Source organism: Deferrisoma sp. (assembly GCF_054681715.1).
Genome location: NZ_BAAHFQ010000063.1, coordinates 1 through 18,056 on the forward strand (window position 1 = coordinate 1; position 18,056 = coordinate 18,056).

16 protein-coding genes are annotated in these 18,056 nt (G+C 71.3%); 4 read left to right on the forward strand and 12 right to left on the reverse strand.

Features of this window, described 5'->3' with window-relative positions:
- Positions 1-335: 335 nt before the first annotated feature.
- From ACY0I8_RS10255 to ACY0I8_RS10275, 5 genes are all read right to left on the reverse strand, one after another.
- Positions 336-2,591: an APC family permease gene (locus tag ACY0I8_RS10255; protein ID WP_459942200.1), complete on the reverse strand. Its 2,256-nt coding sequence runs from the start codon at positions 2,589-2,591 to the stop codon at positions 336-338.
- A 45-nt stretch (positions 2,592-2,636) separates the two neighbouring features.
- A complete protein-coding gene (locus ACY0I8_RS10260) occupies positions 2,637-3,425 on the reverse strand; it encodes an OmpA/MotB family protein (RefSeq protein ID WP_459942700.1) in 789 nt (262 codons plus the stop codon).
- Between the two features lie 18 nt (positions 3,426-3,443).
- A complete protein-coding gene (locus ACY0I8_RS10265) occupies positions 3,444-4,532 on the reverse strand; it encodes a KamA family radical SAM protein (protein WP_459942701.1) in 1,089 nt (362 codons plus the stop codon).
- Between the two features lie 21 nt (positions 4,533-4,553).
- On the reverse strand, positions 4,554-5,075 hold the full coding sequence (locus ACY0I8_RS10270; RefSeq protein WP_461394678.1) for a GNAT family N-acetyltransferase: 522 nt from the start codon (positions 5,073-5,075) through the stop codon (positions 4,554-4,556).
- Positions 5,076-5,595: 520 nt separating this feature from the next.
- Positions 5,596-6,687: a D-alanine--D-alanine ligase family protein gene (locus ACY0I8_RS10275; RefSeq protein WP_459942703.1), complete on the reverse strand. Its 1,092-nt coding sequence runs from the start codon at positions 6,685-6,687 to the stop codon at positions 5,596-5,598.
- 245 nt (positions 6,688-6,932) lie between these two features.
- Here ACY0I8_RS10275 and ACY0I8_RS10280 point away from each other — a divergent pair, with 245 nt between their 5' ends.
- From ACY0I8_RS10280 to ACY0I8_RS10290, 3 genes are read left to right on the forward strand one after another with little or no spacing between them, the layout of a single operon-like run.
- Positions 6,933-8,291 carry a hypothetical protein gene (locus ACY0I8_RS10280; RefSeq protein ID WP_459942704.1) on the forward strand — a complete coding sequence of 453 codons (1,359 nt, stop codon included), beginning with the start codon at positions 6,933-6,935 and terminating at the stop codon, positions 8,289-8,291.
- Positions 8,288-9,142 carry an amidohydrolase family protein gene (locus ACY0I8_RS10285; RefSeq protein WP_459942705.1) on the forward strand — a complete coding sequence of 285 codons (855 nt, stop codon included), beginning with the start codon at positions 8,288-8,290 and terminating at the stop codon, positions 9,140-9,142. Before ACY0I8_RS10280 ends, ACY0I8_RS10285 begins: the two co-directional genes overlap by 4 nt.
- Positions 9,139-9,861 carry a LolA family protein gene (locus ACY0I8_RS10290; protein ID WP_459942706.1) on the forward strand — a complete coding sequence of 241 codons (723 nt, stop codon included), beginning with the start codon at positions 9,139-9,141 and terminating at the stop codon, positions 9,859-9,861. The genes ACY0I8_RS10285 and ACY0I8_RS10290 overlap by 4 nt, the downstream gene beginning before the upstream one ends.
- 530 nt (positions 9,862-10,391) lie before the next feature.
- Here the strand turns inward: ACY0I8_RS10290 and ACY0I8_RS10295 are convergent.
- The 6 genes from ACY0I8_RS10295 to ACY0I8_RS10320 form a co-directional block, all read right to left on the reverse strand.
- Complete coding sequence (locus tag ACY0I8_RS10295) at positions 10,392-11,597, reverse strand: N-acetylmuramoyl-L-alanine amidase (protein ID WP_459942707.1); 1,206 nt, start codon at positions 11,595-11,597, stop codon at positions 10,392-10,394.
- Positions 11,594-13,237, reverse strand: a complete 1,644-nt coding sequence (locus tag ACY0I8_RS10300) for a hypothetical protein (protein WP_459942708.1) — start codon at positions 13,235-13,237, stop codon at positions 11,594-11,596. The genes ACY0I8_RS10295 and ACY0I8_RS10300 overlap by 4 nt, the downstream gene beginning before the upstream one ends.
- A complete protein-coding gene (locus tag ACY0I8_RS10305) occupies positions 13,204-13,644 on the reverse strand; it encodes a Fur family transcriptional regulator (RefSeq protein WP_459942709.1) in 441 nt (146 codons plus the stop codon). Before ACY0I8_RS10305 ends, ACY0I8_RS10300 begins: the two co-directional genes overlap by 34 nt.
- Before the next feature lie 568 nt (positions 13,645-14,212).
- The gene (locus ACY0I8_RS10310) at positions 14,213-14,749 is read right to left on the reverse strand and encodes a hypothetical protein (protein ID WP_459942710.1); all 537 of its coding nucleotides are present in this window, start codon (positions 14,747-14,749) and stop codon (positions 14,213-14,215) included.
- 11 nt (positions 14,750-14,760) lie between these two features.
- A complete protein-coding gene (locus ACY0I8_RS10315; RefSeq protein ID WP_459942711.1) occupies positions 14,761-15,276 on the reverse strand; it encodes a hypothetical protein in 516 nt (171 codons plus the stop codon).
- A complete protein-coding gene (locus ACY0I8_RS10320) occupies positions 15,276-15,848 on the reverse strand; it encodes a hypothetical protein (protein WP_459942712.1) in 573 nt (190 codons plus the stop codon). Before ACY0I8_RS10320 ends, ACY0I8_RS10315 begins: the two co-directional genes overlap by 1 nt.
- Positions 15,849-15,999: 151 nt before the next feature.
- Here ACY0I8_RS10320 and ACY0I8_RS10325 point away from each other — a divergent pair, with 151 nt between their 5' ends.
- Positions 16,000-16,770 (forward strand): HEAT repeat domain-containing protein, encoded by a 771-nt coding sequence (locus ACY0I8_RS10325; protein WP_459942713.1) that lies wholly within the window; start codon positions 16,000-16,002, stop codon positions 16,768-16,770.
- Positions 16,771-17,200: 430 nt separating this feature from the next.
- Here ACY0I8_RS10325 and ACY0I8_RS10330 read toward each other — a convergent pair.
- On the reverse strand, positions 17,201-18,056 hold an 856-nt coding region (locus ACY0I8_RS10330; RefSeq protein ID WP_461394679.1), incomplete at its 5' end, for a HEAT repeat domain-containing protein.

Genomic DNA, 18,056 nt, shown 5'->3' on the forward strand with positions numbered 1-18,056 from the left:
ACCTCCGATCGTGTAGGTGGTTCCAACCCACAGGATCGGCCGCATGGCGGCGACTCTTTCTTTGGAACCATGGCGATCATGTCGAAAGGGGTTGCTCGACCTCCACCCCCGGGCACCTAACGATTTGCCGGAAGAACCTCATTTTGTTTCCTTCCTCCGAGAAACTTCGGTCCACGGTTGCCGGTCTGCGGTCCATGGTCAGGCCCTCTCGCGGCCCACCGGGAAACGCATGGCGGTCTCCCCCACAACGGCCCCTGCCCGCACCCGCTGGGCGAAGGCCTCTCGTTTGGGCATACGTTTCCCGAGCTTTGTACCGGGGGCAGGGTCTTCGCCGCTCAGACCTCGTCCGCTGGCTCCTCGGCCGGGGGTTCTTCCTCCGGTGTGGCCGGCTCGGGGAGCACGAGGTCCCCCACGAACACGCTCCCGTTTCGGACGAAGAAGAAGGTGCGAAGCCCCGCGGCCAGGGCCGTCAGGCGCTGGGCGTAGGCGGCCTCGTCCCCGGGCTTCGGGAGCGCAAGCCCGAGGAACACGACGTCGGCCTCGCCGCTTCGTTCGGCGATCATCTCGGCCACCGTGCCGCCGGCCGGCCGCAGGAGCACCTCCACCTCGGCCTCGATCCGGATTTCCGGCATGAGAAGCCGGAGGTTCCGCTCAGTGGCCTCGCGCATCATCTCGTTGGAGGCGATGCTCAGCACCCGGATCGTGGAGCGGCGCCACTCGGGGTTCCGGGTGAGGAGGTAGGCCAGGAGGAGCATGAGGTCGCCGTTTCGCTCGAGCCCGCCCCACCACACGTGGACCTCGGGCTGGGACCGCCGGGGGCACGGCGGCTCGGCCCGCCCCAGGATGAGCGATTTGTGCATGGGCTCGAGCCTTGTGGCCACCCGGAGCCAGGCCGCGAGCCGGTCGGGGTCCTGGGGCCAGCCGAGCATCAGGGTGTTGCTCGCGATACCGGCCATGCCGTTGGCCTGGGCCACGGCGAAGAGCCCCTGCTCCACCGAGGGCACCACGTCCACCTCGCCGAAGGCCACGAGGCCCTCGGCCCGGAGCACGCGGTCGATCTCGGCCCGCCGCTCCAGGGGATCGCCGGGCAGCTCCTCGGCCTCCTCCCACATCTCGCACACGGTCACGAGGCCCCGCTCCTGGGTGAACCAGGTGGCGAACCGTACGAGGTCGAGCCGCTCCTCCACCCGCTCCACGAAGAGCAGGATGTGGGGCCGCCAGCTCCGCGGGGTCACGGGCAGGTTCGAAAGCCGCACCAGGCACCAGCGCACCAGGGCCTCCAGGAGTCCCCGGCGCACGTCGCCCCAGGCGGCCCGGTGCTCCCGGCGGCGGAAGGTGAGCCACAGCCCCCCCTCGGCCACCACGGCCACGGCGCTCGCCACCGGATTGATCAGCACCATGACCCCGAGGCACCCGAGCGCCCCGGCGAGGCTCAGGGCCCAGGGCACCCGCACCTGGGGCCGCCACGAGGGGTCGCCCGAGAGCCCCTCCAGGGCGGCCACCAGGTTCACGGTGCCGTAGACCGTGAGGAAGAACATGGACACGACCTCGGCCACCAGGTTGAGCTCCCCGAGGAAGGTCGCCCCCAGGGCCAACCCCGCCGTGACCGCGAGCCCGGCCACGGGCTCCCCCAGCCGCCGGCTTCGCCGGGCGAGCCACCGGGGCACCAGGCCGTCCAGGGCCATGGCCTGGAGCGTGCGGGGCGCGCCGAGCACCGACCCCACGGCCGAGGAGAAGATGGCGCCCCAGAGCCCCGGAAAGACGAGCCAGGCGCCCAGCACGGCCACCCGGGTCCAGACCAGGGGATCGGACCGGAGGTCCTCGGCGGGTACGGCCCAGGCCAGGAGAAACGGCGTGGCCAGGTACACGGCGAACCCCGTGGCCCAGGCGGCCAGGGTGCCCCGGGGGATCGCCCGCCGGGGGTCCTGGAGGTCCCCGGACAGCCCGAGCCCGGCCATGATGCCGGTGACGGCCGGGAAGAACACGGCAAAGGCCGTCCAGAACGGCACCTCGCCCGAGGGGCCCAGGCCCAGGCTGCCCCGGGGTTCGGCCACGGCGCCGGCCAGGAGGGCCGCGAGGGAAAGCCCGATCAGCCCGAGGATGGGAAGTTGGGCCCGCAGGGCCGCCGCGGCGCCCCCGAGCGCCAACAGGGCCACCGCCGCGACGATGGCGAACGCCGCCGCCGGCACCGGGATCTCGGGCCACACGAAGGTCAGGGATTCCGCCAGGCCGTAGGCGTACAGGGTGACGCTCAGGGCCTGGGAGAGGAAGAGCGGCAGCCCGATGGCGCCCCCCACCTCGAGCCCCAGGCTGCGGGAGATGATGAAGTAGGCCCCGCCGATCCCAACCTTGCCGTTCGTCGCGATGGCCGCGAGCGACCAGGAGGTGAGGAGCGTGATGCCGTTCGCGAGCACCACGATCCCGAGCGACGCCCAGAGCCCGGCGTGGCCCACGACCCACCCGAGCCGGAGGTAGAGGATCACCCCCAGGATCGTGAGCACCGTGGGCAGGTACACCCCGAGGAACGTGCCCAGGGCCGGCCGGGGCCCGCCCGGCCCGGCGCGGGGCCTATCGGACGGCAAGTTCGGCATGGGAGGGAGTCCCGGGGGGCGGCGTCGCCGCCCCCCGGCAACACGTTATTGGGCGGTCAGCACGATCTGGACCCGGCGGTTTCGCTGCCGGCCCTCGGGGGTGTCGTTGGTGTCCACGGGGTGGAAGGCGCTCAGGCCCACCACCTCGAGGCGCTTGGGGTCGATGCCGTGGGCATACTGGAAGTAGCGCACCACGCTCGCGGCCCGTGCGGCCGAGAGTTCCCAGTTGGAGAAGTACTTGTCCTTGAGGTTGGGACCGATGGGCACGTTGTCGGTGTGGCCCTCCACCCGCACGAGCCCCCGGTCGTTCTTGAGCACCTCGGCGATCCGGTCGAGCACCGATTTCCCCTCGGGCAGGATGTCGGCGCTTCCCGAGGGAAAGAGGATGCCGTCCAGCACCCGGACCTCGAGCCGGCCCTTGAGCCGCTCGATCTCCACGTTCTTGGCCTCGATCTCGGCCTTGAGCTTCTCCCGCAGCTCGGCCTCCCGGCGCTCCAGCTCCTCGGCCCGGCGCTTCGCCGCCTCGGCGTCGGCCCGGCACCGGTCGAGCTCGGCCTTGAGGCCGGCCGCCTCCTCGCCCTTGGCGGCCGCGTCCTTCCGGCAGGCCTCGAGATCCGCTTTCGTCCTGTCGGCCGCGGCTCGGGCCCCCGAGAGGTCTGCCTTGAGCCGGTCGGCCTCGGCCTGGGCCGCCGCCCGCTCGCCCCGGCAGGCCTCGAGGTCCTTCTGGCAGGCGGTCAGGGCCGCGTCCTTCTCGGCCACGATCTGCTTCGACACCCCGCACCCGGCGAGCGCGAGGCCCGCCACCGCCACCGCCGCAACCCAACGGATCTTCATCGTCGCATCCTCCCTTTCTCAGAAGCCCACCGTCGCCGCCGACGCCTCGGCCTCCCCGGGCCCCAGCGGCACCTCGGGATAGAGGGTCACCTTACCGCAGTAGTTCCGGAGCACAACCCGCTCGGCCGTCCGCTCCACCACGTACTCGGGCAGGAGCGGGATCTTCCCGGCGCCTCCGGGGCCGTCGATCACGAACTGGGGCACCGCGAGCCCGGAGGTGTGGCCCCGCAGGCCCTCGATCACCCGGATCCCGGTTTCCACCGGGGTTCGGAAGTGCTCCGTTCCCGCCACGAGATCAGCCTGGTACAGGTAATACGGCCGGACCCGACAGGCAAGGAGCTTTTGGTTGAGCTCCCGGAAGACCCGGGGGTCGTCGTTCACCCCCCGCAGCAGAACCGACTGGTTGCCCAGGGGAATCCCGGCGTCGGCGAGCCGCCGCAGGGCCCGCTGGGCCTCCGGGGTGACCTCCCGGGGGTGCTCGAAGTGCACGTTCACGTAGAGGGGGTGATAGCGCTTGAGCACCGCCACGAGCCGGGGGGTCACCCGCTGGGGCAGGGTGCACGGGACCCGGGTGCCGATCCGGACGATCTCCACGTGGGGGATGCTCCGAACCCCCCGGAGCACCTCGTCCAGATCCTCGTCGTCCAGGAGGAACGGATCCCCGCCCGACACGATCACGTCGCGGATCTCCGGCGTGCGCCGGATGTACTCCAGGGCCTCCCGCCGCATCTCCCGGGTGACGGGGTGGTCCTCGCCCACCTTGCGCTTGCGGGTGCAAAACCGGCAGTACATGGCGCACCGGGTCGTCACCAGGAAGAGCGCCCGGTCCGGGTACCGGTGCACCAGGCACGGCACCGGGCTCATGCTCTCCTCGGCGAGCGGGTCCTCCACGGCCACCCACCGCTCGAGCTCCGCCGGGTGGGGGATGGCCTGCCGCCCGATCGGGTCGTCGGGCGATCCCACCAGGCTCAGGTAGTACGGGTTCACGCACATCGGGTACTTCTCGACCACCCGTTCGAGGGCGGCCACGTCCAGCTCCGGGAAAAGGCGCTGGAGCTGCCTCGGCTCCCGGACCGCCGAGGCGAGGAGCTTCCGCCACTGTTCCATCGTCGGTTGCCTCCTTGTGGGCTAGGGTGAGGGCGGAACTCCGAGGGAACGCACGAACACGAGTTTCGCGTCCCCGGGAAGATAGAAGTCGTCGATGCGGGCCGCGAGCCGAAACCCGCAGGCCTCGTAGAGCCGGTGGGCCGGGCCGTAGGCCGGGGTGCCGGAGGTCTCGGCCACGAGGAGCCGGCCGCCTTCGGCCCGGGCCTCGGCGATGACGGCCTCGAGAAGCCGCCGGGCCACGCCCCGGCCCTGGGCCCGGGGGGCCACCGCGATCCAATAGAGGTCGTAGGTGCCCCGGGTGCAGGGGGTGGGGCCGTAGCAGGCGAACCCCACGGGCCCTTCCGGCCCCTCGGCCACCCGGCACCTATACCCCGAGGCCTCGCCCCGCTCGGCCGCGGCCGAAAGCACCTCCGCGGCCACCTCGACCTCCTCGGGCCGGAACACCCCCGTGGCCCGTACGATCTCGAGAAGCGGCCCCGGGTCGGCGGGGCCGAGCGCGCGAAGGCCTCGGCCAGGACCGGCTGGCGGAAGGTCTTGAGGCACCAGGCCACCCGGTCCCGAAGGGCCTCCGGGGTGTGCACCAGGGCCCCCTGGTCCACCCCGAGGCTCGCGTCCTCGCGACTCGGCTTCACCACCCGGGGAAACGTGAGCCCCTCGAGGGCCCTCAGTTTCGGCAGGGCCCGGAACACCCGGGCCTGGGGGGTGGACACCCCGGCCGCACCGCGCACGGCCTTGGCCACTCGCTTGTCGAGGCACCAGGCGAGCGACCGGGGGGAGTTGCCGGTGAAGGGGATTCCCAGCACCTCGAGGATCCCGGCCACCGTCACCTCATGCAAGGCCTCCCCCCCGAGCCCCTCGCAGAGGTTCACCACCACGGGCCGCTCCGGGCGGCGGGCGAGCTCGGCCAGGCGTTGGAGGGCGTCGGCGGGGGAGATCCCCAGGACCTCGGCCTCGGTGCCCGCGGCCCGCAGGGCCTCCCGGACGTCGGCGACCTCGTCGAGCACCCCGGCCTCCGAGGGGTCGGCTCCGGGGGGAACGGCGTTGTGGAGAAGAACCACGGGCCTCATCGGGGGGGCTCCAGCCCGAGCCGGCGGCAGGCGGCCTCCGCCACGGCCCAGATCATGGACGGGTAGTCGAACCCGGCGGCCCGGGCGGCCTTGGGGTAGCACGAGTTGTCCTCGGGGCGCGGGAGCACCCCGGGCAGGGGGTTCACCTCGAGCACGTGCAAGCGGCCCCGCTCGTCCATGCGCAGGTCGATCCGGGCCCAGTCCCTGAGGCGTAGGGCCCGGGCCGTGCGGCGGCAGAGGTCCTCGATCTCCGCGGCCTCCGCCGGGGAGAGCCGGGCCGGGCACTCGAAGAGGTCCAGGGGGGCCTCGGGCCGGTCCCAGACCCATTTCGCCTCCCAGGAATACACCGGGTTCGCCCCGGCGGGCAGGTCGTCGAACCGGATCTCCACGGGGGGGAGCACCCGGAGGTCCGCGCCGTTCCCCAGGATCGCCACCGTGAACTCCCGGCCCGTGAGGAACTTCTCCACGACCACGGGCTGGCGGTACGTGTCCCAGACCCGCCCCACCCGCGCGGCGAGCTCGGCCGGGGTGCGGACCACCTGGTCGTCGCGGATGCCCTTGCTCGACCCCTCCCAGGCGGGCTTCACGATGGCCGGGAACCCGACTTCCCCGGCCCGCGAGACCTCGTCGGGCCCCTCCAGCACGGCAAACGGCGCCGTGGCCACGCCGGCATGGGCCAGCACGGCCTTGGTCCAGGCCTTGTCGAGGCACACGGCCAGGGTCAGGGGGTCGGAACCGGTGTACGGGATGCGAAGGAGTTCGAGGACGGCCGGGACTTGGGCCTCACGGCTCGGGCCGTGGAGCCCCTCGGCCATGTTGAACACGAGGTCCGGCGCGGCCCGGCGCACCCGTTCGGGGAACCCGTCCCGGGCCTCCACGAGGCGCACCTCGGCCCGCTGGGCCAGGGCGTCGGCCACCGCCAGGATGGTTTCCGAGGTGTCCCATTCGGCGTAGGCGTCCTCGTCGGTGCCCACGCCGCCGCGATCCGGCGGTTCGTCTTCGTCTTCGGGAACGAGGAACTCGGGCCGAAGCCGGGCGATCTCGGTGCGCACGCCGGGCTTGGCGTTGTAGGCAAGGGCGATCCGCATGGCGAGCCTCCAATAGGTGTACCCGAACCGGCCGCCCCGGCGGAAGCGCGGGGGAGACTCACGATCGCCCCGTTTTTGGCGGGTGGAAGGGAGGTTGCCCGCGCTCCCGGCGTGCCGATTCGGCGCGAATCATACGCTCCGCCCTCACCGTTGCAAGGGGGAAAATGACCGAGGGATCACACCACCCGTGGCCTTGCTACAGGGGGCGCCGGGTTGGTAGCCTCCCCTTCCCTTCCGAGGAGACCATGACGCCCGATTCGTCCCAGCTCACCGCCCGCCGCATCGCCGCCTTCTGGGCCCCGCTCGCCGCCACCTGGATCATGATGAGCGTGGAGGGGCCGTTCCTGGCCGCGGTGGTGGCCAGGCTCCCCGCGCCCAAGGAAAACCTGGCCGCCTTCGGGGTGGCCTTTTCCCTGGCCCTGGTGTTCGAGGCTCCGGTGATCATGCTGATGGCGGCCGTGACGGCCCTGGCCCGGGACGCCCCGTCCACCGAGCGGCTCCGGCGGTTCAGCTACGGGCTTTCCGCCCTGGTCACGGCCGCCCTGGCCGTCGCCGTGCTCCCCCCGGTGTTCCGGGTGCTGGCCGACGATCTCTTCGGGCTCCCGGCGCCGGTGGCCCGGCTCGCCCACCCGGCCCTCGTGCTCCTCCTGCCCTGGCCCGGGGTCATCGGGTACCGCCGGTTCCTCCAGGGAGTGCTCATCCGGGTCGGCCGCACCCGGCGGGTCGGCCTGGGCACGGCCGTGCGGCTCGCCGGCATGGCGGCCACCGCCCTGGCGCTGGCCCCGACGGGCCTGGCCGGGGCCCTCGTGGGGGCCGCCGCCCTCTCGGCCGGGGTCACGGCCGAGGCCCTGGCCGTGCGGCTCATGACCGGGAAACCCCTGGCGGAGCTGCGGGAGGTGCCGGCGGCCGCCCCGCCCCCGGGGTACCGGGACATCGCCCGGTTCTACCTGCCGCTGGCCCTGAGCACCCTCCTCACCCTGGCCGTGCATCCCACGATCACGTTCTTTTTGGCCCGGGCGCGGGAGCCGGTGGCGAGCCTGGCCGTGTTCCCGGTGGTGCGCTCGCTCGTGTTCCTGTTCAGTTGTCTCGGACTTTCGTTCCAGGAAGTGGCGATCGCGCTTTTGGGGGAGGGCCGAGAGGGATACCGGCCGCTTCGGCGGTTCGCCGCGGGGCTCGGGGCCGCCACGTCCCTGGGGCTCGGCCTGGTGGCCCTCACCCCCCTCGCCCGGTTCTGGTTCGAAGGGGTGTCGGGCCTTCGGCCCGATCTCGCCGCCCTCGCGTTCGTGCCCGCGGCCCTCCTGGTGCCGGTGCCGGCCCTCACGGTGGCGCTCTCGTTCCTCCGGGCGTTGTTCGTGCACGGGGGCCGCACGGGCCCGGTCACCACCTCGACCGCGGCCGAAGTGGCCGCGATCGGCCTCGGCCTGTGCGTGGGGATCGCCGGATTCGACTGGGTGGGGGTGGTGGCCGGGGCGGCCGCGCTGGACGTGGGACGGGTGGCCTCCACCGCGGTTCTGGCTCTGGCCGCCCGGCGGCTGTGGACACCGGCCGGAGCGGCCGGTATGATCGCGGCAAAAGATACACGTTTTTCAGGAAAAACGGGATGATCCTCGACGCCCACACCCACATCGCGCCCCCGGAACTCCGGGCCGACCGGGAGGCATTCTTCGGAGGCGAACCCGACTTTCGTCTCCTCTACGAGGACCCCAAGGCCCGGCTCGTGGGGGCGACCGAGCTCGTGGCCTACCTCGACGAAAACGGCATCCAGGCCGCCGTGGCGTTCGGGTTCCCCTGGAACGACGACGGCAAAACCCGGCTGTGCGACGACTACGTGCTCGACGCCGCGGCCCGGTTCCCGGCCCGGATCGTGCCCTTCGCCTGCGTGAACCCCCTGCGGGGCCGGGCCGCCCTGCGGGAGGCCGAGCGGTGCCTGGCCGCCGGGGCCCGGGGCCTGGGGGAGATCGCCACCTACGGCGCCGGGCTCGGGGCCGATGTGCGGGCCGCCCTAGGCCCCCTGGCCGAACTGGCGGCCGAGGCCGGGGTCCCGGTGCTCCTCCACACCAACGAGGCCGTGGGTCACGCGTATCCGGGCAAAGCCCCCATGGGCCTCGAGGACATCTACGCGCTGGTGCGGGCCCACCCGCGCACCCGCTGGATCCTGGCCCATTGGGGCGGCGGGCTTTTCGTGTACCACCTCCTCCGGCGGGAGGCCGACGAGGTGCTCCACAACGTGTGGTACGACACGGCGGCCGGACCGTTCCTCTACAAGCCCGACGTGTATCGGCGACTCCTGCACATCGCCGGCGCCGACCGGCTCGTGTTCGGAAGCGACTACCCGCTCCTCGGGCTTCCCCGGTACCTGAAGGACATGGAAGCGGCCGGCCTCACCGCCGACGAGCGCGCCGCCGTCCTGGGGGACAACCTCGCCCGGGTGCTGGGACTGGGAGATCTGCCGTGATCCGGTTTGCGTTCGCCCTGCTTTTCTTCGGATTGCTCGCGGTTCCGGCCGGGGCCGGGAACCTCCCGGCGCTTCTCGACTCGGTGGTCGCGGCTTACGGCGGCCCCCGGGCGGCCGCCCGGATGGAGGCGTTCCGGGCGGAGGCCGAGATCACGGCCCGGCTCCGGGGCCAGGTCGGCCGGATGGTCCGGGAGTTTCGGGCACCCGACAAGCTCCGGGTCGAGATCGCCTACCCCCGGTCCACCGAGGTGCGCGTTCTCAACGGTGCCCGGGGCTGGAGGGGAGATGCGGGCCAGCTTCAGCGGGTGGGGGGACTCCCCCTCCTGGCCATGCGCTATCAACTCCTCCGTTCGGCCATCCCGTGGGTGTTCACCCACCACCGCAAGCTCCTGGAGGATCGCGGCAACCGCACCCGAAACGGCCAAACGTACCGCCTCGTGGGCCTTCCCTGGTCCATGGAACTCGACCTTGTGTTCTGGGTGAACGCGGTGACCCGCCGGGTCGACCGGGTGGAGGGGGTGCTCCGGGCGCCCGGGCACGCGGCCCCCTTCGCCACGGAGTATGCCGACTTCCGCAAGGTCGACGGGGTGCTCGTGCCGTTCCACGAGGAGAACTACGCGAGCGGCCGCCACACCGGCACCACCCGGATCCTCTCCTTCACCTTCGGCGCCGACGGCCTCGGGCCGTTCGACCCGACCCGGGACGCTCCGGGGAGGTGACATGAAGCGCACCTGTCGTCACGGGAAAACGACGCCCCCAAAACTCCCCGAAGCGATTCGGGGGTTCCCTACGGGAAGAGGCTGGTTATACTGATATAGGGAGCGTTCCCCCGCGGCCTGTTTTCCCCTCCTTTCCGGGCCGCGGGTTCGCGACCTCGGGCTTTCCTCCTGGCCCGAGGCCGTTTTTTTGCACTGCCGCAGGTCGTTCCACCGCGCGAACGTTAGGACGCGTGGACGTGCGGAAGGACAACTGCCGCGGGTCGTTGGTCGTTTGTCGTTTGTCGAGAGAACGGCCGTCAACTACCGCAAGTCGCTTCACCGTGCTAACGCTGGGACGTGCGGACGGGGGAACTGCCGTGAATCGCGAATCGTGAATCGTGAATCGTTCAACTTCAACTGCGCACGACCAACGACCTGCGACCTACGACCTACGACCTACGACTCACAGAAGTCCAACGACCTACGACGTACGACCCGCGACCTCCGACGAACGGCCGTTGACCGCCGAGCTGCCCAGCCGCCCAGCCGCTTCACAGCTCGCCCATGCGGGCGGCGGCCTCCTGGCCTTCGGTCACCCGGTCGGCGTAACGGGGGTCGTAGCACGGCTTTGCCCGACCCACGAGCACGTCCTGGTCGATCATCTGGCTGTTGTCGGGGAGCCCGGCCTGGGCCCAGTCGAACCGGTAGGGGTCCCCCTTTCGCGCCCGCATACCCGTGGCGTAGTTCAAGGCCACCATCCGGTGGGTCACCACCCGGCCCTCGTGGAGGCCCGGATACCGGCCCCGGAGGGTGGCCAAAAGGGCCCGAAGCGCCTCGTATTGGGCCGGGCGGATGTCGTCTCCCGCGCGGGTGTCCGCGTACACCTCCACGTTGATCGCGTTAAAGTCCACCTCGTAACGCCCTTCCCAGAGGCTCTGGCCGCAGCCGTGGGCCCGGTACCGGTCGGGCACGATCTCGTACACCGTGCCGTCGGGTCCGATGAGGTAGTTGGCCAGGCGTTTGCGCCGGATATAGGCCGCCACGTTTTCGAACGGCGCCCCCCCGTGCTCGGTGGTGTGGATCACCACCAGGTCGGGTTTCCGGGGGAGAAGCTGACGCTTCCAGACGCGCCTGCCCCGCAGCCGGCGCCTCAGTGCCGCCGGGAACTGGGACGCCTTCGGGGTGCGGCCCAGCCCCGAAACGTCCTTCACCCGGTACCGGCGAGAAAGCCGCAGGGGGGGAGCCGGGCCGGCCTCCCGTCCTTTGAGGAGACTACGGGGCACGAGAATCCGCGCCCCCCTGGGGAGTCGCGTGGGGTCGGTGATGCCGTTGAGGCGTTGGAGGTTCCGGACCGCCACCGCCGTCCCCCCCTCGCTCGTGTCCACCCGGGTGCGCACGAGCCGCCAGAGGGTGGGGAGGGTCTCGTCGAGCCGAAGCACGTCGAGCCGCGGGTCGGCCAGGAGTGGAGACAGGAGCGCCCGGGGTACGAACACCCGCTCACCCGGCCGCAGCCGCGGCGCCACCTTGCGGAGCACACCGGCCGTTTCGGGTTGCCCGGTCAGGTCCCGGGCCAGGCGGTCGTGGGTGTCGCCGGGGAGAACCACGAGCCCAACCATGGGAAGGTCCCGGTCGTCCCGGGAGGTCTCGCACACACCGGCTTCCGCCCTGAGCCGCGTCCGAATCGCGTCGAGGGATTCGGCCCACGCTCCCCCCATGGCGATCGCGATCAGAGCCCCGGCCACCACGGTCCGGATCATGGTTCCTCCTTGGGTTCCCACAGTACGGTCCCGAGCCCTGGCTCGTCCGTTCCGTCGTGGATCCTCTCGGCCGGGTCGCCCCCCCACCGGTTCCACCGCGCGTCCACCCGGGCCGGGCCGCTCACGTGAATCGCGTGCCGGCCCGAGAAGCCGAGGAGGTTGTGGCGGAGCACGACCTCGGCGTTGTCCGCCCCCACTAGGTCGAGCCCGGCTCCGTCGAGCTCGCATCCCTCGACCCGGGCTTCCACCTCCTGGAACGAAAGGGCGTCCTGGGCCACATCGCGAACCGTGCAGGCCCGGATCTCGACGACCCCTCCTGGATCCTTGAACCTCGCCCCGTCCCGTCCGGCCGAGAACCGGACCCGCTCGAGGGTGACCCGGCTTTCCTTCGCGAGAAAGCTTCCCAGCGGGTGGGCCGTTAGCTCCCCCTCGGTAAACGCCAACTTGGCGCGAAACGCGTGGACGCCGTAGAGGTTTCGGCCCAGCCAGACCCCGGCCACGGCGACCTGGGAGTCGCGGAACCGAAGGGCCTGCTTGTTCTTCCAAAACACGCTGCGGCGGATGACCGTGGACGGGCTCTCTTGGAACTGCACGGCCCGGACGTTCTCGGCGAACAGGCAGTCCTCCACGGTCATCGCCGAAAAATGGGCGTGGAGGGCCTGGACCCCGTGGCGAAACACCGTGTAGGCGAATCGGTTCCCGGGGTCCTCCGAGGCGATCAGACTCACCTTGTCCCAGTCCCCCGGCCGGGGCTCGGCCTCGGCCGACTCGAACACCACGGGCGCCGAAAGGGTCCCTAGGCTCCGGATGCCGCCCAGGACGAGGAGTTCCCCCTCCCCCAGGCCGTCGCCGTTCGTGTCGATCCGCCGGAACCGCACCCGGGTCCCCGGTGCCAGTGTGAGCACCGCCTCCGGCACCACCGTGACCCGGCCGGACACGACGACCTCTCCGGACCAGGTCTCGTCCCGGTCCACGGTGTACTCCCCCAGCAGTTCGACCCGGGGGCCGGCGACGGCTCGGGGCTCCAAGGGCACCGCGTCGGGCGCGGCTTCCGGCACCTCCAGGGTCCCCGCGTCGGCCGCGTCCACCACAAGCCCCTCCACTGCGAGTTCGCCCCCGGCCCGGAGGATCCCGACCTCGCTGCCCTGGACCTCCAGATCCCGGCCCGTGAGCCGTCCGCCAGGGCCGGCCACGACGCCCGTTGCCCCCCCTTCGATCCGCACCCCCTCGACCTCGGCCAGCGCCCCCACCACGAGGAACCCTTCCTCCGCTCCCCGCACCACCCCGTGCCGAAGGGTCACGGCGGATCCCGGTGCCGCCACGAGTCCGCCCCAGGCCGGGCCCTCGAACACCACCGGGGCACCCGGGGTTCCCTCAACCCGGAGCACGCCCCCCACGGCGAGTTCCGTGCCGGGCTGCCAAAAGAGGGGATCGGTCTTGGTGCTCGGGGCCTCGGCGAAGCGCACGCGGGTTCCCGGCCGAACCACAAGTTCGGCCCCGGGGGCCACCCACACGTCGGCCGCGACCTCGACCTCCCCCGCCCACTCCAGCCGGCCGGTCAGCATCCCCTCCACCTGGGCCTGCCCCCTGCCGGCCGCCAGGGCGATCAGGACGGCGAGGACGAACCGCAGTCGGCGCACGTGCCTTGGAACAACACGCTGGCGGAAAGGTCGGAAAATTTGTCTTTGAGGTCCCTGGGAATGCGGGCCAACCGCCGGCCCTCGGGGAACACGTCCTGGATGCGGCGGCATCGCACGCACACCACGTGGTCGTGGGGGCGGGTTTCGGGGTCATAGTGTCTGCGGCCCGTGCCCACATACACCGACCGGACGGCCCCGACCTTTTCCAGGGTTTCCAGGGTGTTGTAGATGGTGGCGAGGGAAATGGTCGGGAAGGTCCGGGTCACCGCCCGGTGGATCTCTTCCACGCAGGGGTGGTCCCGGTTCCCCTCCAGGAACCGGAGCACGGCCACCCGCTGGGGCGTGATCTTCATCCCCTTGGCGCGCAGGGTGCGCACCACCTCCTCCACATACCCGTTCCCGGACATGAATGCTCCTTCCAAATGACTTCGGCTAGGCGGCTGGGCTGCTCGGCAGCTAGGCGGCTAAGAACATTCGGGATTCCGGCGTCATCACGCCGGCCAACCCGTGGGCACGGCTCCCATGTCAGGGGCCAGAATTCAGAAGTCAGAGGTCAGAGAACCCCTGTCCTCTGTGGTCTGTCCACCGACTCCTGACACGGGCGCCCCGCAGCCCCCCGTCCGTGCGGACGGCCATCCGCGCGAACGCTGGGATGCGCGGACGTGCGGACGTGAAACCGTGCGGACGTTGGGACGCGCGGACGTGCGGACGGGGGAACTGCCGTGAATCGTGAATCGTTTCAACTTCCGAGGGTCGTTGATCGCGGGTCGTTTGTCGTTTGACCGTGCGGACGTTGGGACGCGCGGACGTGCGAACGGAACGACCCACCGTCCCACCATCCCACCGTCCTAGCGTGCTCACGTCCCAGCGTCCTCACGTCCTACCGTCCCACCGTCCTGCCACCAACGGCTTTGCCCGGTTCACATAGTGCAACCGACCCCCGCGGGTCAAGGCGAGATCACGGCGGTGCCCGCATTATCCGGCCAACCGGCGGAGTTCCTCCAGGGCCTCGGCCCGGTCCCGGGGATCCCGGGCATGGCTCCACCGCTCCCAGGCCTCCTCCACCCGGTCCACCCGGGCGGCCTCGGCATGGAGCACCGCCTTCCAGCGATCCACGAACACGTTGAGCGCCGCGGCCAGCGCCACCCCCTGGTCGGTGGCCCGGAGATGGATCGGGCCCGGCAGGATGCCCCGCTCCACGAACCCTGCCACTCGCTGAAGCCGGAAGAGGGGCCCGGCCACCTTGTGAGAGGCCAGAACGCCCAGGATCAACAGGGCCACCGCACCCACCAAGAGCACCGACACCCCGCAGAACACCACCGCCGGCCCCACCAGCGGCAAGAGCGACCGGATCGCGTGGTGCGCCTCGCCGTATTCGGGGCCGAGGGGCCGGTCGAGCACCCAGCGCAAAGCCCCCAGGCCCAGGCCCGACGCCAGGGCCGAAAGGAGCGCGGCCTTCACGAGAAACGAGATCGTGTGGGCAGGGGCGACGGTCTTCGGTTCGGACGCCATGGGACTCTCCCCTACATCTTCGGATGGCAACTCTTGCACAGCGGCGCGAATCCGTCCCGGGGATCGTCGGGCCGCACCCGGAGGAAATAGGTCAGGAACCGCTTCGCTTTCCCCGGAAACGGGCGCTGGCGCTTGTAGAGCTTCTTCGGCGAAAACCGGGGCAGATGGGGGTTGTGGCAGGTGCCGCAGGTCATGAGCTCGTCACGCTCCCCCTCGACCAACTGGAGAGGCAGAGTGTCCGGGAGATCGCTGAGGCCCAGTTCCCGGTACGGATCCACGTCCACGGGGTGGGAGCGGCCGATCTCGCCGTCGGGATGGCACTCCTTGCAGATCTCGACCACCGATCGGGTGAAGATGTGAGCATCCAGGAGCCAGTCGTCCCCGTCCGGCTCCATGCGGTGGCATCCCCCGCAGTTCGCCTCCTGGTCCATGTACCCGTGGGGGTTCTCGGGTGGGGCCGTGGACGCAGGGACGCACAGCCACGCAACGAGCCCCACAACGACGGCGGCCGCCCCCCACCGGCGCATCACCGCACCCCCTCGTCCACCCGCACCCGCGCCACCGTCCGCCGCAGCTCCGAGAGCGCATCGCGGACGATCGCCGGGTCCGGCTCGGCGGCAGCCACCGCCTCCCGGTACCTTCCCCACGCCGCGGCCAGTTCGCCGTGCCACGCCTCCCAGTGCGCCGCCCCCCGGGCGAGCCCCTCGGCCAGCAACTGGATCTCGGGGTCCCGGAACCGGGGCGGCTCGGCCCCGGGCTCCTCGGCCCGGCGCTCGAGCCAGGAGGCGAGTTCGGCCAACTCCCGCCGCAACCTGCGAAACCACAGGAGCCCCCATGCTCCCAGCACCACGGCCGCCGCCGCGCCGCCCAGGGTGGCCGCCTCCAGGGTCGGGGGCCCCACGAGCTCCCAGGTGGTCTTGACCCGGCTGTGGGGCCGGTAGGCCTCGAACCGAAGCGTCTCCTCGGCCCCCCGGTACACGTGCGCCCCGGCGACCAAAAGGAACACCAGCAGGGCTCCCACGGGTGCCAGGCTCCAGCGGAGCTGGAACCCTTGCTTCACCAGAAACGTTCGCCGCCGAAACGGGATCCGTTGGGTCATGGTTCTCCTCCGCGGGGCAGGCGAGGCCCCGGTTCCCCGTTCCTTTCGGCACAATCCGGGGCGCCCTTGAGCGCCTTGCATCCCGGCGGGAAACCGGTAGACTGGGGCCCGTCCTTTGTCCTCATTCCTTCTCAACGGAAAGGAACGCCCCATGCTCGACCGCTTGATCGCCGAACTCCAAAGCGAGGATAAGTTCAAGATCCAAAAGGGCCTCGAGGGCCTTTCGGACCTTTTCCCCCAGTTGGAAGGTGACGCGTTCCAGGAGGCGGTCCAGGCCGTTGCCGCCCTCTTCTACATCGACCCGATGGATCACCCGGAACTCATTCCGGTACTGGAGCAGGCGGAGGAGGTGCTGGCGGAGCAGCGGGAACGGGTGATCCCGGTGCTCCTCGGCATGCTGGCCGAGTCGGACCTCAAGACCCACTTTCACCTCGCGGCCGTGTTGGGCCGCATGGGCTACGCCGCGGTGGAGCCGCTCCTCGAAGCCTACCGGAACGCGACCAAGGACGACGACCGGGTGTTTTTGCTTTACGCGTTCGGGAAAATCCGGGATCCCGAGGTGGTGCGGGCCCTGCCGCTCCTGTTCGAGGCCATGGAGGACCCGAACCCGGAGATCCGCGACACGGCGGCCCGGGCCGTGGGGAAGATCTGCGAGCACGCCAAACCCGACCGGATCGAGCCCGCCGTTCGCGCCGAGATGTTCGACCGGCTCATGGGCCGACTCTCGGACCGGTACGCCGGCGTGCGGAGCAAGGCCGTTCGGAGCTTAGGGAAGATGGCGCGGTTCGGCTTCTTGACCCCGGAGCAGAAGGAGCAACTCGCCACCATGCTGCGCCGGATCCTGGGGGAGGACGAGGCCGAGAACTGGGACGTGGCCTACGTGGTACGGGCCGAAGCCGCCAAGGCGAAGCAGTTTGTGTGAGGGGCGTGCGGACGTTGGGACGGTGGGACGGTAGGACGGGAAAGGCCGTGAATCGTAGGTCGGGGAACTTCCGTAGGTCGCGGGTCGCAGGTCGTAGGTCGCAGGTCGTAAGTCGTTCGTCGTTGGGCGTCGGGCGTGGAACGTTTCCCCTTACGGTCGGCGGCAGTTGAAACCATTCACGATTCACGATTTACGATTCACGGCAGTTGAGCCGGGGGCAGTTCTCTCGACGAACGACAAACGACGAACGACCCGCGGCAGTTGATCCGTCCGCACATCCGCGCGTCCTAGCGTCCGCACGGTATCCATCCGCACGGTTTGTCCGTCCGCGCAGTCAAACGACCAACGACCCGCGGCGAACGACCGGCGGCCGCTGGCCCGTCCGCACGTTCGCACGTCCCAACGTCCGCACGGTATCCATCCGCACGGCCTACGGCCTCCTCAACACTCTCCACCCCGCCTTCCCGTGCTCCACGCGGTAGCCTGCGGCCTGGAGGTGGCGGGCGAACTCCTCCAGGGCGCGGTTCGTGCGCACCTCGCCGTCGAGAATCCGGGCCAGGACAGGGGTCTCCGGGTCCCGGCCCGGCGCGTTCTCCCGGAGCCAGGCGTAGCAGGCCCACGCCGCCCGCAGGCTGGGGGCCCGTGCCAAGGCGTCGGCCACGGCGTCGGCCAGGGCCGGTCCGGCCCGGCCCCGGGCTGCCTCCAGGGCTTCTAGGAGCACGAACTCCGCCTCGTCCGGGGCCGCGATCACCGCCGCGAGATCCTCATCGCCCAACTCCCCCCACGCGGCCAGGGCCCGGAGGGCCGAGGCCCGCTCGGCAGGCGTACCCCGCTCCAGCGTCCGTCGGACCGCCTCCACGAGGTCGGGCCGAAGGTCCCGTCGGGCGAGGCGCCCCAGGTTTCTGACCGCGCGGGCCCGGACCTCCGGGTGTTCCGAGGCGAGGGCCGCCTCCAGGAAGTAGAGGTGGGTCGGCCGGGTCCACCGCTCCACCGCATCCAGGGCCTCCGCCCGCACCCCCGGGTCGGGATCTTCGGCTACGCGCTTCAAGACCTCGCGCTCCAGGGCCCGGTCGCCCGCCTCCCGGACCAGGCGCACGGCGGCCCGGCGCACCGGCGCCGCCCGATCCCCCAGGGCCTCCTTCACGAATAGCCGGGTTCGCGGGGAAAGGGAACGGCCGGCGCCGCGCCCCAGGGCCAGGAGCGCCCGGGCCCGGGCGGCCGCCGGGGCCGCCGTGTCGGCCACCAGGGCCTCCAGGGCGCCCGGGTCGGCCCGCGCGGCCTCGACC